This window comes from Campylobacter concisus, assembly GCF_902460535.1.
GTDB classification, from domain to species: domain Bacteria; phylum Campylobacterota; class Campylobacteria; order Campylobacterales; family Campylobacteraceae; genus Campylobacter_A; species Campylobacter_A concisus_AS.
This window is the reverse complement of the sequence record NZ_CABPTV010000002.1, coordinates 208,730-221,368: the sequence shown is the minus strand read 5'-3', so window position 1 is coordinate 221,368 and position 12,639 is coordinate 208,730. Positions and strand designations below refer to the sequence as shown.

General features: G+C 34.7%; 12 protein-coding genes and 5 tRNA genes. 5 read left to right on the top strand and 12 right to left on the bottom strand.

Annotation, left to right across the window (positions count from 1 at the left end; translation table 11 throughout):
* Positions 1 to 3: 3 nt before the first annotated feature.
* The gene (locus FZ945_RS02720; RefSeq protein WP_148802332.1) at positions 4 to 1,170 is read right to left on the bottom strand and encodes a MalY/PatB family protein; all 1,167 of its coding nucleotides are present in this window, start codon (positions 1,168 to 1,170) and stop codon (positions 4 to 6) included.
* 88 nt (positions 1,171 to 1,258) lie between these two features.
* On the opposite strand from FZ945_RS02720, the gene FZ945_RS02715 reads away from it, so the two are divergent.
* The 3 genes from FZ945_RS02715 to tpx all read left to right on the top strand — a co-directional run bounded on the left by FZ945_RS02715 (position 1,259) and on the right by tpx (position 3,615).
* Positions 1,259 to 1,714, top strand: a complete 456-nt coding sequence (locus FZ945_RS02715) for a DIP1984 family protein (RefSeq protein ID WP_148802330.1) — start codon at positions 1,259 to 1,261, stop codon at positions 1,712 to 1,714.
* 218 nt (positions 1,715 to 1,932) lie between these two features.
* A complete protein-coding gene (locus FZ945_RS02710) occupies positions 1,933 to 3,075 on the top strand; it encodes a trans-sulfuration enzyme family protein (RefSeq protein WP_148802328.1) in 1,143 nt (380 codons plus the stop codon).
* A 9-nt stretch (positions 3,076 to 3,084) separates the two neighbouring features.
* Positions 3,085 to 3,615 (top strand): thiol peroxidase, encoded by a 531-nt coding sequence (gene tpx, locus FZ945_RS02705; protein WP_148802326.1) that lies wholly within the window; start codon positions 3,085 to 3,087, stop codon positions 3,613 to 3,615.
* Positions 3,616 to 3,711: 96 nt separating this feature from the next.
* Here the strand turns inward: tpx and FZ945_RS09745 are convergent, their stop codons facing one another.
* The 11 genes from FZ945_RS09745 to FZ945_RS02655 form a co-directional block, all read right to left on the bottom strand.
* On the bottom strand, positions 3,712 to 4,467 hold the full coding sequence (locus FZ945_RS09745) for an ATP-binding domain-containing protein (RefSeq protein WP_222862611.1): 756 nt from the start codon (positions 4,465 to 4,467) through the stop codon (positions 3,712 to 3,714).
* Between the two features lie 70 nt (positions 4,468 to 4,537).
* Complete coding sequence (locus FZ945_RS02695; protein ID WP_148802324.1) at positions 4,538 to 6,541, bottom strand: ATP-binding protein; 2,004 nt, start codon at positions 6,539 to 6,541, stop codon at positions 4,538 to 4,540.
* Entirely contained in the window at positions 6,528 to 7,598 is a 1,071-nt protein-coding gene (locus FZ945_RS02690) for a DNA cytosine methyltransferase (protein ID WP_262367138.1), read from the bottom strand. Before FZ945_RS02690 ends, FZ945_RS02695 begins: the two co-directional genes overlap by 14 nt.
* 1,523 nt (positions 7,599 to 9,121) lie before the next feature.
* Positions 9,122 to 9,697: a helix-turn-helix domain-containing protein gene (locus FZ945_RS02685; RefSeq protein ID WP_187424150.1), complete on the bottom strand. Its 576-nt coding sequence runs from the start codon at positions 9,695 to 9,697 to the stop codon at positions 9,122 to 9,124.
* A complete protein-coding gene (gene csx20 / locus FZ945_RS02680) occupies positions 9,697 to 10,077 on the bottom strand; it encodes a CRISPR-associated protein Csx20 (protein ID WP_148802320.1) in 381 nt (126 codons plus the stop codon). Before csx20 ends, FZ945_RS02685 begins: the two co-directional genes overlap by 1 nt.
* Positions 10,074 to 10,520 (bottom strand): hypothetical protein, encoded by a 447-nt coding sequence (locus FZ945_RS02675; protein ID WP_222862610.1) that lies wholly within the window; start codon positions 10,518 to 10,520, stop codon positions 10,074 to 10,076. Before FZ945_RS02675 ends, csx20 begins: the two co-directional genes overlap by 4 nt.
* Before the next feature lie 459 nt (positions 10,521 to 10,979).
* Positions 10,980 to 11,069 (bottom strand) — tRNA-Ser (locus tag FZ945_RS02670).
* 57 nt (positions 11,070 to 11,126) lie between these two features.
* Positions 11,127 to 11,282: a hypothetical protein gene (locus tag FZ945_RS09740; RefSeq protein WP_187424147.1), complete on the bottom strand. Its 156-nt coding sequence runs from the start codon at positions 11,280 to 11,282 to the stop codon at positions 11,127 to 11,129.
* Positions 11,283 to 11,312: 30 nt separating this feature from the next.
* Positions 11,313 to 11,386, bottom strand: a tRNA-Cys gene (locus FZ945_RS02665).
* A gap of 7 nt (positions 11,387 to 11,393) precedes the next feature.
* Positions 11,394 to 11,480, bottom strand: a tRNA-Leu gene (locus tag FZ945_RS02660).
* Positions 11,481 to 11,489: 9 nt separating this feature from the next.
* Positions 11,490 to 11,564: transfer RNA gene (locus tag FZ945_RS02655), tRNA-Gly, on the bottom strand.
* Positions 11,565 to 11,668: 104 nt separating this feature from the next.
* On the opposite strand from FZ945_RS02655, the gene FZ945_RS02650 reads away from it, so the two are divergent.
* Both FZ945_RS02650 and FZ945_RS02645 read left to right on the top strand, forming a co-directional pair.
* Positions 11,669 to 11,744: transfer RNA gene (locus tag FZ945_RS02650), tRNA-Ala, on the top strand.
* 102 nt (positions 11,745 to 11,846) lie between these two features.
* Positions 11,847 to 12,575 carry a BUD32 family EKC/KEOPS complex subunit gene (locus FZ945_RS02645; RefSeq protein ID WP_148802318.1) on the top strand — a complete coding sequence of 243 codons (729 nt, stop codon included), beginning with the start codon at positions 11,847 to 11,849 and terminating at the stop codon, positions 12,573 to 12,575.
* Positions 12,576 to 12,639 lie beyond the last annotated feature (64 nt).

Below are 12,639 nucleotides of genomic sequence, written 5' to 3'. Positions count from 1 at the left end.
AATTTATCTCTTTGAAGTGTATAAATTTATACCATTTTGCAAGCGTTTTAGCCCTTCGAGCACCCTCTCACGCTGCGTTGCGATATTCATACGAAGGAAAAATCTATCTCCTCTGTAAGCGTTGCCGTCATTTAGCCAAAGTCCAGCTTTATCACGCAAGAAATTCATAAACTCACTCGAATCCTCGCAAAACGCACTGCAGTCAAGCCACAAAAGATAAGTCGCACTTGATGGCAAGAGCTTCACTGGTAAGCCTTGCTCTTTTATGAAGTTTGCGACGATATTTTTGTTTTCAAAAAGATACTCTCTAAGCTCATCAAGCCACGCCTCGCCCTCGTTAAAAGCGGTGATTGCGGCGATGATCGCAAAGGCATTTGCCTCGCCGACCTCATCGTAGTTGATAGCAGCATTTAGCCTTGATCTGATCTTTTCATTTGGCGTGATGACTGCCGAGCTTTGAAGGCCAGCTATGTTAAAGGCCTTTGTAGGCGAGATGCACGTGATGGAGTTGTTTTTGCACTCGTCGCTAACGCTGATAAATGGCACGTAGTTTAGCCCAGGGTCAGTTATGTCGCAGTGAATTTCATCGCTGATAACCAAAACATCGTACTTATAGCAAAGCTCGCCTATCTTTTTAAGCGTCTCTTTGTCCCAAATTTTGCCTATTGGATTGTGAGGGTTGCAAAGAAGCATCATAGTAGTTAGTGGCTGAGCTAGCTTTGCCTCGAGATCTTCAAAGTCGATCTCATAAGAGCCATTTTTATAAACAAGGTCGTTTGATAAAATTTCACGTCCATTGTTTTTGATGCAGTTAAAAAAGACGTGATAGACAGGCGCTTGCACTAAAATTTGATCTCCTGGACTGCTAAATCTCCTAATAGCAGTCGAGATGGCCGGTATGACGCCAGTGCAAAAGCACATCCATTCGTTCTCTAAGCTCACGTTGTGACGTCTTTGCCACCAGCTCTTTATCGCCTCGTTCCACTCTTTTGGGATGAACGAGTAGCCAAAGACGCCGTTATCAAGGCGCTTTTGCAAGACGCTTAAGATCTCAGGTGCAGCCTTAAAGTCCATATCTGCAACCCACATCGGCAAAACGTCATTTTTCATACGCCATTTTGATGAGTTTGTACCTTCTCTGCTTACTAATGTGTCAAAATCGTACTTCATAGCTTTTCCTTAAATAAAATTTTAAATCAATTATAACCCAAAAGATACTAAGATGATTTAAAAATTTAATACCCAAAAAGGAAAAATGATGAAACTAGCTCAGGCTCTCATCCTAAGATCTGACACGCAAAAGCGCATCGAACAGCTAAAAGTTAGGCTACTTAGCAATGCAAAAACGCAGGAAAATGAAAGTCCAAGCGAGGATCCAAAGCTTCTTTTAAAAGAGCTTGACAAGCTAACAAGCGAGCTTTTTAGGCTCATTTGCTCTATAAATTTAACAAACTCAAGTGCTAAATTTGATGGCATGAGCCTCACTGAGATGATCGCTAAAAAGGACGCTTTAACGCTAAAAGCAAACGTGCTTAGGGAGTTTGCCACGAGTGCTAGTCAAAAAGTGGATCTTTACTCAAATAGCGAGATCAAAATTTTAAGCACAGTCGATGTGGCCGCGCTTCAAAAGCAAGTGGATGCGCTTTCAAAAGAGATAAGAGAGCTTGAGATGAAGCTTCAGGAGGCAAACTGGTCGGTTGAACTAGTAGAGTAAAATTTATGGTAAAAATTTAGCCAAAAGCGAGTAAAAAACCATACATTGGCAGCTTGCGAAGACCAAGCAAAAGCTTAAATTTAGTCTTAGCAATCTTACAAATGTAATTTTAAAAAGCACTTTTACTACCACTTACTGGTTTGGCTATATTTTGGGTGGGTTTGGGGAAAATTAATTTTTATCATGTAAAATTTCGTAAATTTTTAAAAAGGAAATTTATGAAACTAGACACTCTCGTCGTAAAAGGCATCGAAGCCAAAAACAACCCAAACAAAGCGGTCGTTCCGCCAGTATTTTTAGCTAGCACCTTCGTGCAAGATGACCTTGAAAATTTTCAAGAATTTGCCTACTCACGTGGCAACAACCCTACAAAAAAAGCATTTGATGATATCTTTGCTAAAGTCGAAGGTAGCAAATACGCATTTAGCTTTGGTTCAGGCATGGCAGCAACAGCAGCTGCACTTAGCCTTATAAAAACAGGGCAAAAAGTCCTGCTAAATAGCAACGTCTATGGTGGCACTTATAGGTATGTCACGACTGTTTTTGAGAGTCACGGCATAAAGAGCGAATTTATAGATGATCTAAATTTTTTAAGCGAAGATGACATAAGCGACGACGTGGCAGCTATCTTCATCGAAACTCCCTCAAATCCTCTCTTAAGAGTGACTGATATCGCTAGAATTTCAAAGATCGCTCACAAAAAGGGCGCTCTAGTCATCGTGGATAATACATTTTTGACGCCTTACTATCAAAAAGTGCTTGAGCACGGAGCTGACATCGTGGTATATAGCGCCACAAAATATATCGGCGGACATGCTGACGTGATCGCTGGTATCGTCACGCTAAACGATGATGCTTTGGCTGAAAAGATCAAATTTGCTAAAAATACGCTTGGTGGCATCATCAGTCCGATGGACGCATACTACCTAATACGTGGGCTTAAAACTCTTAGCGTTAGGTTTGACAGACAAACGCAAAATACCCATAAAATCATCAAATTTTTAGAGGATAGTGACGCCGTTAGCGTGGTGCATTTCCCTGGTTCATATAGCGAGCAAGAGGCAAAGATGCAAGCAGCTCAAGCAAGCGATATCGGCGCTCTTATCTCATTTGAGCTTGATGAAAAATATGATGTAAATAAATTTGTAAAAGCGCTAGAAATTTTTGATCTAGCAGTGAGCCTTGGCGGCGTAGAGAGCCTTATCTGCAGGCCTGCAACGATGACGCACGAGGCATATCCAAAAGAGGTGCTAGATAAGATCGGCATAAAGCAAAATTTGCTTCGTTTAGCCATCGGCATCGAAAATGTCGATGATCTAATAGCCGACCTTGATCAAGCGTTTAAAAAAGCTAAAAAATAAGGAGAAATCATGGCAACTACAAAATTTAAAGGCAGTGAGGTAAATTTAATCGGAAACGAGCTATTTGTCGGCTCTTATGCGCCTGAGGCAAGAGTCGTAGCGCAAGATCTTAGCGAATTTAGCGTGGGCGGAAATAACGGCATAGAGGTGCTTGTCTGCTTGCCTTCACTAGATACTGGCGTTTGCGCGGCAGAAGCACGTAAATTTAACGAAAAAGTAGCTGGAAAACACGGAGTAAAACTTAGCATCATCTCAAACGACTTGCCATTTGCGATGGGGAGATTTTGCACGACTGAGGGCATAGCAAATTTGCGCGTGGGAAGTGACTTTAGATACGGAGAATTTGCCCAAAACTACGGCATGCTGATGAGTGACGGGGCGCTAAAAGGCTTGCTTGCAAGAGCGGTCTTTGTCATCAAAGATGGCGTCATCATCCACAAGCAAATCGTCCCTGAAGTGACCGAGGAGCCAAACTACGACGCCGTTTTTGACGCTATAAAACAAAGCGGCGGATGTGGTTGTGGCTGCGGCTGCCATTAAAATTTACTATGCAAATAGCCCGGCTATGATGGCAAAGAGCTGACTGCCTGCCACCACTAGCTCGGCTCCCTCTTTTACATCTCTTAAAACTGGCCTCTATAAGGCCAGTTTTAGGCTGGACTTTGTCTTTTTGCCATCATCTGGCTCTGGTAAAACCTGAGTTAAATTTGTATATTTTTTGATGATCTCTACCACCTTTTTTATCTCATCTGGCAAATTTTCATCCAAATTTTTAGGTAGTGAGATATATAAATTTTCACGGCTTCTAGTTAGCAAGACGTAAATTTTTCTATAAAAAAGCGCTCTTTCATTTTTATATATAGTCTGCAAAAACGGTAAAAAGTTGTGGATGATGATATTTTGCGCCTCAAGGCCTTTAATGGACTGTATCGTCAAAACCTCTACATTTTTACCCTCTGACAAGACGCTCTCTTTTATGGCACTTACAGCGACCTTACTGCTACTTAAAACGACACTTGTTTCGCCATTTGGCAAAGAATTTAGGCACTTTTTAAGCTCACTAAATTCATCAAGCTCGACCACTTTTATGCTACCATCCTGCAAAATACACTGGATGTCTGAGATGAAGTCATGACTGAGATAAAAGCTCTTTTTATAGTAGTCATTTATCGCAGAGTCCTTTTGCAAGATCTCAAATGCGCACCTAGCGATGTTTGAAGGCGTTCGGTAGACATTTTTTAGGTTTTTCACGCGCCCTCTCATGTCTATACGCTCAAATTTTGGATGGTGAAAGATGTCGGCGATGTTTTTGGTATATTCAAAAACATTTTTAAATTTTACTTGGTAAATTTTAATAGAGAATTTTAGAAAAAATATTCCGTAAAATATCAAAGATAAAAAACATGGAATATTTTGGTTTTTTACAGCGTTAATTTTTAATTAACGCTGTAAAAGTTATAGTTTATGATAAATTTGGAATTATTTTTTGTTTTTTTATGACATTCATAAATTCTTTATACATATTCTTTGCATTATCTAGCAACTCAGCATATGTGTATATATAAGTATTATCATCTCTTAATTTTTTAAATTCACCTTCGTCTATATCAATCTTAAGAGATCCATCAGTACCAGTAAATTCAGATACAATACATATTGCTTTGATGTCCTCAAGTCTTATATCATTTTTATTTGGTTCAGTCAAACTTTGTTTTAATCCTTTTTTATATTTTCTAGTTTGATCATATAAACTTGAGTAGGTAACTCTCGCATGATCTTTAGGGTTATTTTTCTTTAATTCTATTATGATAGGATATCTCTCTTCTTGTACTTTTATCAATATGTCTATACGACCAGATTTTTCTTTGTCTGCATCATTATCTCTTATTTTTATATACTTTTCTTTTATTCTATCAAAATTGATATCATTATTGGTGTTCCAGTATGGATTTATTAGCCATGGATTATCATATAAATGTTCTTGAAATACCTTTTCGGCACTTTCAGGGTTATCCATTAATGTTTCAAGTCTATCTATGGCTTTTAGCCTATAATTAATAATATCTGCGGTTTGTATTTGTTCTGCTTTTGCTATCTTTTGCATAAATTTCGACATAAGACGAAAAAGAGCTTCTGTATTTCCCTGCGCTTCATTAATGTCATTATTTATTTCATTAATGCCAATATTGTTTACAACATTGGCAATTGATGTAACCATAGCATCCACTTCTTTATCCCATATTTCACTATCATCATTTAATTTTGCAGAAAATAAATTTAATAATTTATTGTTTATTGTTTTCTCATCTTCAGTTAATCCATTTAACCATTCCTTATAATTTTCATTGTTTTTGATTCTCTCTGGCAACGTGTTTACAGCATCTTTAACCCTAAAATTATCCCACATAGAAATAAATTTTTTTCTGACCTTATCCATATTATCAATAAATTTTTTTACTTCATCATTTGATTCATCAAGCCCTTGTCTACTAGATGTTATTGGGTCATTATCTGTATCTAAAAAATCAACATGAATTTCTCCTACTATATATTGTGAAGCTAGTCTTGCATCAAGTTTATTTTTAAAAATATTTTCATCAGCAATTTTATTATTCATATATGCTATTACAAATGCTCCATTACCGTCTTTAGATAGATCTTTTGGTTTTGCTACGCTACCTATCCATCCTTTTATTTTTTTGTTTCTTATGTAACTAGAAATTTCAGTACCGCTATCTAGAAATTCTTCTATTTTAATATTAGCATTATCAAACATGGCATAAATTTCGTCTTTTTTATACCCAAAATACATAACAAGCTGCAAATCGTTATAGTATGAATTTTTAGATAGTTCTATCTCTTCATTATCTATTTTTAAAGAAAAATCATTAGAAGTTAAATAAAATCTTTTTGATAATTGACTTATTAGATTTGATTCAGATATAGAGGTAAATTTTCTTCTTAAATCAAAAATCTTAACTATAAATCCTGAATTAAAATTTATATAATCCGCATATTCATTAGGCAATCTATCTAATAATTTGATCTCAGTATTGTATGGATTATTTCTAAGCATCTCATTGTAATCTAATATAAAGCTTATCCAATATTGAGAACCTTTTGTTTTTGTAAAAACCTCATACTTATTGCCTATACTAAAAGCAGCTAGCTTTCCTATTCCCTTTTTACCCATAGGCTTTCTCATTAGTAGATTATTGATTGGTTCTTCTGATTGTTTTGGATTACCTATTTTGCAATATTTTTGGTCTAGCTCATCAATATTCATACCTTTGCCATTATCAGCGATAACTATATATGAATTTTCTATCTTTATATCAACTCTAGTTGCATAAGCATCATACGAATTTGCAACGAGTTCAGCTAATGCAGGAGGAGTGGTACTATATAAATTTCTACCTAAATGAGCCACTGCATGATTTGCTGTTGAAAAACTAATTTTCGCCATCTATATTTCCTTGATATTGTTTTAAGTGTTCCAAGATGCTTTTGCCTATGTGTTCCCCTAGTTTTGGTGGAACGGCGTTACCTATGTGTCTAGCAATCTTTCGCATACATATCTTTTCATTTTTATCTATAAATTCGTATTTTGGTGGGAACGACTGAAGCAACGCTCCTTCGCGTAACGATATTGCTCTATCTTGTTCTGGATGCCCAAATCTTCCCGTACCATAATTTATAAACTGTGTAGTTAAAGTTGGGGCAACGTCATCCCAACTCATTCTACCATAAACAGATTTATAACTTTGACCACTTGCTTTTTTATAACAATTTGGCAATAATTTTTCATCCCAATCATGCCATGAACCGCCAGGTTTTGATTGTTTTATTCTTTGCTTATTTATATGAGTTAACATGGGGCTTATGTGGAGATAATCTTTTTGATTGTCATATACACCAGCTTTTATTTTGTCAACTTTATAAATCACATCCCTAACTGTTAGTTTCTTTTCTTCTGATTTTACAAAATCAATATCACCAAATTTAGAAGCTAAAAGTAAAAGCCGTTTTCGCCTTTGAGCAACACCATAATCGCTAGCATCGTGAATCTTAAAATTTATCCTATATCCTTGTGCTTTTAAATTATCAACAAAATCAGCGAATACTTTCTCATTTTTAAGCTCTGGAACATTTTCCATAGATACTATTTGTGGAGAAGTAAATTTTACTAGCCTTAAAAAATCATATAATAATCCCCAATCTTTATGGGAAGATCTATTTTTTTTGTCTTTCCGATGTGTTGAAAAAGGTTGACAAGGGGCACATCCTACTAAAATTTTAATATCAGTATTTCCAAACAGCTCATTGACTTCTTCGCCTTTTATTTCTCTTATATTTTTATGTATAAAGACTCCATTATTGTTTTGTTCATAAGCAAATTTACAACTCTCATCAAAATCAATGCCTGCCAATACGTCTATTCCTGATTTACTAAGCCCATAAGTAAGTCCTCCTATTCCACAAAAAAGGTCTATTGCAGCTATTCTCATATTTTTAACCACCATTTTAAAGTAAATTATTATATCCCAAAAGAGTTTTTAATTTATCCAATCCACAATCTCTATCAGATAAGTCTTATTTTACCTTACAATAATACAAAAGCTATATTAATTTATCGTGAACTTCATTTCTATTTTTTTAGATCAAGAGTTAGCACTTTTAATTTCTCATCTTTGATTTACGGGTTTCAATTATGTTCACATTAAGCCACAATAAATTACTTGTTAATCCTTGAAATTATGGCAAGTTCCTTTGCCCTCTATCTCTTTTGACTTTCTTGGTATCTTTTTGCTAATTTTTGCCCTCACATCTTTACAACTATTCTTCTCTATTTAGTCCATAACAACGACCTATCCCTAGGTCCATATAACATCAGCATTTAAACTATAGCATACTTATTTTTCAAGCTTTGTCAAATTACATATTCTTACTCTTTGTGCATTATAGCGCATTTTTCAGCAATTAAACATGGTCATATAAATAACATAAACTTAAAAAAATAATTTACTTCTCTTTTGATACACAACATTTGCTGTGTATCCCTTGATTTTACAAAATATATGATTTTGATACTTAACTTACGAAAAATTCAGCCACTAAAATTGCTTCTTGATGCTTTGGGCTTGCCTATAGTATACATTTTTATTGAATTTATTGTTGGTAATAAAAATTTATATAAACATTTCAATGCGCCAAGACGAAACTTGATATCAAACATTAACTGATCTCTCAAGCTTATTTAAATTTTTCCTTACCATTTTTACTTTATCACTATACTTTCTATCGCAATTCAGATGCTTCATACTCAGTTCATATTTTGCACCTCTATTATAACAATGGTTCGCCTAATTACCGATTGTTTCAAAAATAGCTTTATCTTTTTACCAAGACTCTTTAATGGTTTATCGGTTATTTTTATATTAAGTTACCTCATAATATAAGCAAGTACCCTAACTCAGATTATCCGACTCCAAAATTACAACAAATTTCTTTTAATGTTTACTCTATATCAACAAAAAACATGTCCATATTTGTGCTTATCATTTAAAAGTCTATAATATCATACAAATAAGACTGAAATTGGAGCATATCTTCCTTTAATTATCACGAAAATTATCACGAACCCTTTTAAACTATCTTGTAACAAATTTCTTATGATAACTGCATGTTCTATGCCAAGGTTTTTAGCTCATAGAAATTGTTCAATTGTGACTATTTCTTTTATAAATCCCATAAATAGGTCTTTAATCCAACTCGTCACCATCTAAAATTTTATTTTCATAAACTTACCCAAATTAAATAGAATAGAAAAACAAATAAAAATCATTCCCGCAAAGCCAAACTATAGCCTATTTAGTAGCGACTCCCCCCATCTATTGTTTTTATTTTAGTTTTGTATGTATTCTTTAAAATATAGCTCTCATTTCATCTAACTATATATGAGACTACACACTCAGCATTTAACTTTCTCGTTTTATTCCTTTAGACTATCTGTTTTTTCATACACAACCTGGATTATTTCAATAGATCATACAATGCATTCTACAACAGCACATATTACCCACTCGGTTAAATTCTCGACTTCACCGATATATTTATACTTAATATCTCGGTATTCTCTGTTTGCAACTGCATTACGAAGCTCACTCAAATACCTTTTGCTAGGCTCATCTTGTAAATTTTCTAAAGGATTTGTTTTAAATAAAAATATATCTGAATTTTCTTGTAGCTGTCTAGATACCTCTTTTTCATATTTATCTAAATCATTCAATAAGCTAGGATCGTTTTCGTTTAGTAAAGCGATTAGCCAGCCTAGATTATCACTATTTTTTAAAAGATACTCTAAAACGACGACTATGTCTTTATTCTTATCAGACACTCTTAACACACCCATAGGTCTTTTGGCATTTTTTACAAGCTTATTTTCCACTATAAATGAATCCTCGAATAAAATTTTGATCTCTTCTATATATCTTCTTAGCGTTCTTTCTTGTATGCCAAATTCGTCTAAAAGCTCTGCATCTGATGGATAAATTTCTCGTTTTTTTAATAATTTTTTTAAAATTTCAAAAATAACTAATGTTTTATTGTTTAACTCTGCCATTATAAATCCTCATATTCTCTAAATCTTGCATGTTTAAATTCTCGTTTCGTTACAACTTTTCCGTTTTCTATATATTCGCTTACTATGCGTTTTGTAGTCGCATATACGACATTTAAACCCATATTTTTTGCAAATTTTATCATGTTATATGTTGCTCCAAAGTCACCTTGAACTAACAACACATCTCCAGCACTAGCCTGCTGCGTAAGTCTATCTTTGTAGATATTTATGATATTTCGTACACTTTCTTCAAACGGATCTATGTCACTCCACTTTGCGTCAGCTATATTTATAAATTTCATAATTTTTAAATTTTCTCTCGCATCTTCTTCTTGTTCTGGTGTTAGAGTGTGATTCATTAAAATAAAAAGAGTTTTCATTTTTTATTTCCCAGTATGTTTTGCACTATACAAAATGAGTTATATTTGTCTAACAATTTTGTGAGCTCTTTTTTTGAATCTTCTATTTTTTCACTTGCATTACCGTGAGCTAGATTATTTCTTAGTTTTTCGGCCTCTTTTATAAAATCTCTAAAATTACCAAGGGTTCTTATGCTCTCCAGCTTATTTTTTATATCATAGTATGCCGCACCACTTTTTTTTAGGTACTTTTCATCTCTTAATTCCATCCATTTTACAAAAGTTCTAGACTCGTGTGTTAGATCATAGGCATTGAAATTTTTACTTTTTCTAAAGGCATCAATGTGCATTTTTACATTATTGCCAAAACATTCAAAGCTTTCTGCACAGTAATACCCAATAGCTTCAAATAACAGGGTTATAGAATTTAATAAGTATCCTTTCGAGCTTAATAACCTAGACATTCTATAAAATTCCATAGAATCTTTTTGTTTACCTATGTCTTGAAGCTCTTTTATATGTTGCTGTATGTCATTAAGGCTGCTCTTAAAAATTCAAAGTCAATTATATTGACATTCTTTGTTAAAAATCATCTGGAAAAGTGCATATTGCTTTGTAAGTTTATTTTAATGATAATCTAAAACCACGAATGGCATTCTATAACTATTTCTTTTAAACTTCTAAACCTCATTAAAAACTAAATAAAAAATAATAATAGTTTGAACTATTTTTTTGATTTTTATTACTATCTTGAGGGGGGGGTCATAAAGGAGTTTAAATATAAATCTAATTTCTATAGATAAAATGATAAATTTCCTATAATAAAGTAAACCTGCAACAAAATTCAAGATAAGTTTTTGCACTTTTTGTGTATCATATTGAGAACTATTAAGACAGGTATTTAAACATTTATTTTTAGTATATGGCCGGGAGATAGGGATTCGAACCCCAGGAGGCTTTCACACCTCAACGGTTTTCAAGACCGCCGCTTTCGACCGCTCAGCCATCTCCCGATTTAAAGATTTGTGATTATAGCCAACTTTGCTTAAAATTTGCTATAACCACCAAAATTATTCTGTTTTTTCTTTGACGTAACTAGCGCCGTCATTGATCTTTTCTTTAGTCCATTCTTTGGCGTTGTGGCTATCTTCTTTTACGCCGTGCCAAGTGTTTGAACAACCTACTGCAAAAAATACCATACAAACTATTAAAAGCAACTTTTTCATTGTTAATCCTTTAATTTGGTTTTTGAAGTCTGGAGGCGACACCCGGATTCGAACCGGGGATCAAAGCTTTGCAGGCTCATGCCTTACCACTTGGCCATGTCGCCGTTTTGGTGGTGCCCGAGACCGGACTTGAACCGGTACGGTAAAAACTACCGAGGGATTTTAAGTCCCTTGCGTCTACCATTCCGCCACTCGGGCAAAATTTAATGGAGCGGGAAACGAGATTCGAACTCGCGACCCCAACCTTGGCAAGGTTGTGCTCTACCCCTGAGCTATTCCCGCGTTAAAGGTTGCAATGTTAGCCAAAAGTTGCTTAAAAATTTATTTTATAAAAACGACTTTCAAAAAAATGTAAGCCATAAAAAGATAAAATACAAAATCCTTTTGGGGTTATAGCTCAGCTGGGAGAGCGCTTGAATGGCATTCAAGAGGTCGGCGGTTCGATCCCGCTTAACTCCACCATGATTTTACTCTCTTTTTTGCTAACAAATATTTTCACTTTTTTCATTAAATTTTACGTCAAATATATGTAAAAATTTAGAATTCTTTCGCTACATTAACAAAATGCAAAATTTAAAACAATATGTAAATGAAATTTTAAAAGATCATAACGACGAGCGTGTTTTTAGCTTTGAATTTGATGGGCAAAAATTTTGGTTAAAACGCATTGAAAAGACCATTGAAGGTGGCTTTTTAACTAAAATTTTTAAACCAAACCCTTATAAGTCATTTGCGGCCGAGATAAAAAAGCTTGAAATTTTAAACGAGGCAAATGCTCCTGCGCCAAAACTCGCGTTAAAAAGCGATGAATTTTTAGTTATAGAAGATGTTGGAGAGCCAGTTGCTAGACTGTTTAAATATAGTAACGATGAAAAATTTAAACACGAAATTTTGCTAAAAGCAGCCCACGCACTAGCTGGACTTCACGCGCTAAATTTCGCACACGGACGCCCAGCTCTTAGGGATATCGCCATAAAAAATGGCGAGATAAAATTTCTAGATTTTGAGTCAAAATTTTTTAGCAAAGACTTGGAGCTTCAAAAGTGCCGTGACCTACTAGTTTTCATCCACGAGCTCTACCGACAAAAAATTTCACATGAGCTGGTAAAAGAAGTGGTCAATGAATACATTAACGCTGGTGGAGCTCAAATCTACTCGCGCTCGCTACAACTAATAGTAAAATTTAAGCCACTTTACTACCTGCTAAAGCCGTTTAAATCTCTAAACAAAAAGGATCTAAACGCAGCCATCAGAACCTTTGAGTATCTCCTGCCGATCGCTCAAAATAGATAAATTTACAAGGCAAAAAGCGCTTTTTGCCAATAGAGCTCTCTGCCTAGTGGTCTATCGTGCCAAT

Excerpts from the sequence above, each read along its gene's own strand:
- FZ945_RS02720 (WP_148802332.1), bottom strand. The coding sequence starts at position 1,170 with ATGAAGTACGATTTTGACACATTAGTAAGCAGAGAAGGTACAAACTCA.
- FZ945_RS02715 (WP_148802330.1), top strand. The coding sequence starts at position 1,259 with ATGAAACTAGCTCAGGCTCTCATCCTAAGATCTGACACGCAAAAGCGC.
- FZ945_RS02710 (WP_148802328.1), top strand. The coding sequence starts at position 1,933 with ATGAAACTAGACACTCTCGTCGTAAAAGGCATCGAAGCCAAAAACAAC.
- tpx (WP_148802326.1), top strand. The coding sequence starts at position 3,085 with ATGGCAACTACAAAATTTAAAGGCAGTGAGGTAAATTTAATCGGAAAC.
- FZ945_RS02695 (WP_148802324.1), bottom strand. The coding sequence starts at position 6,541 with ATGGCGAAAATTAGTTTTTCAACAGCAAATCATGCAGTGGCTCATTTA.
- FZ945_RS02690 (WP_262367138.1), bottom strand. The coding sequence starts at position 7,598 with ATGGTGGTTAAAAATATGAGAATAGCTGCAATAGACCTTTTTTGTGGA.
- FZ945_RS02685 (WP_187424150.1), bottom strand. The coding sequence starts at position 9,697 with ATGGCAGAGTTAAACAATAAAACATTAGTTATTTTTGAAATTTTAAAA.
- csx20 (WP_148802320.1), bottom strand. The coding sequence starts at position 10,077 with ATGAAAACTCTTTTTATTTTAATGAATCACACTCTAACACCAGAACAA.
- FZ945_RS02675 (WP_222862610.1), bottom strand. The coding sequence starts at position 10,520 with ATGTCTAGGTTATTAAGCTCGAAAGGATACTTATTAAATTCTATAACC.
- FZ945_RS09740 (WP_187424147.1), bottom strand. The coding sequence starts at position 11,282 with ATGAAAAAGTTGCTTTTAATAGTTTGTATGGTATTTTTTGCAGTAGGT.
- FZ945_RS02645 (WP_148802318.1), top strand. The coding sequence starts at position 11,847 with ATGCAAAATTTAAAACAATATGTAAATGAAATTTTAAAAGATCATAAC.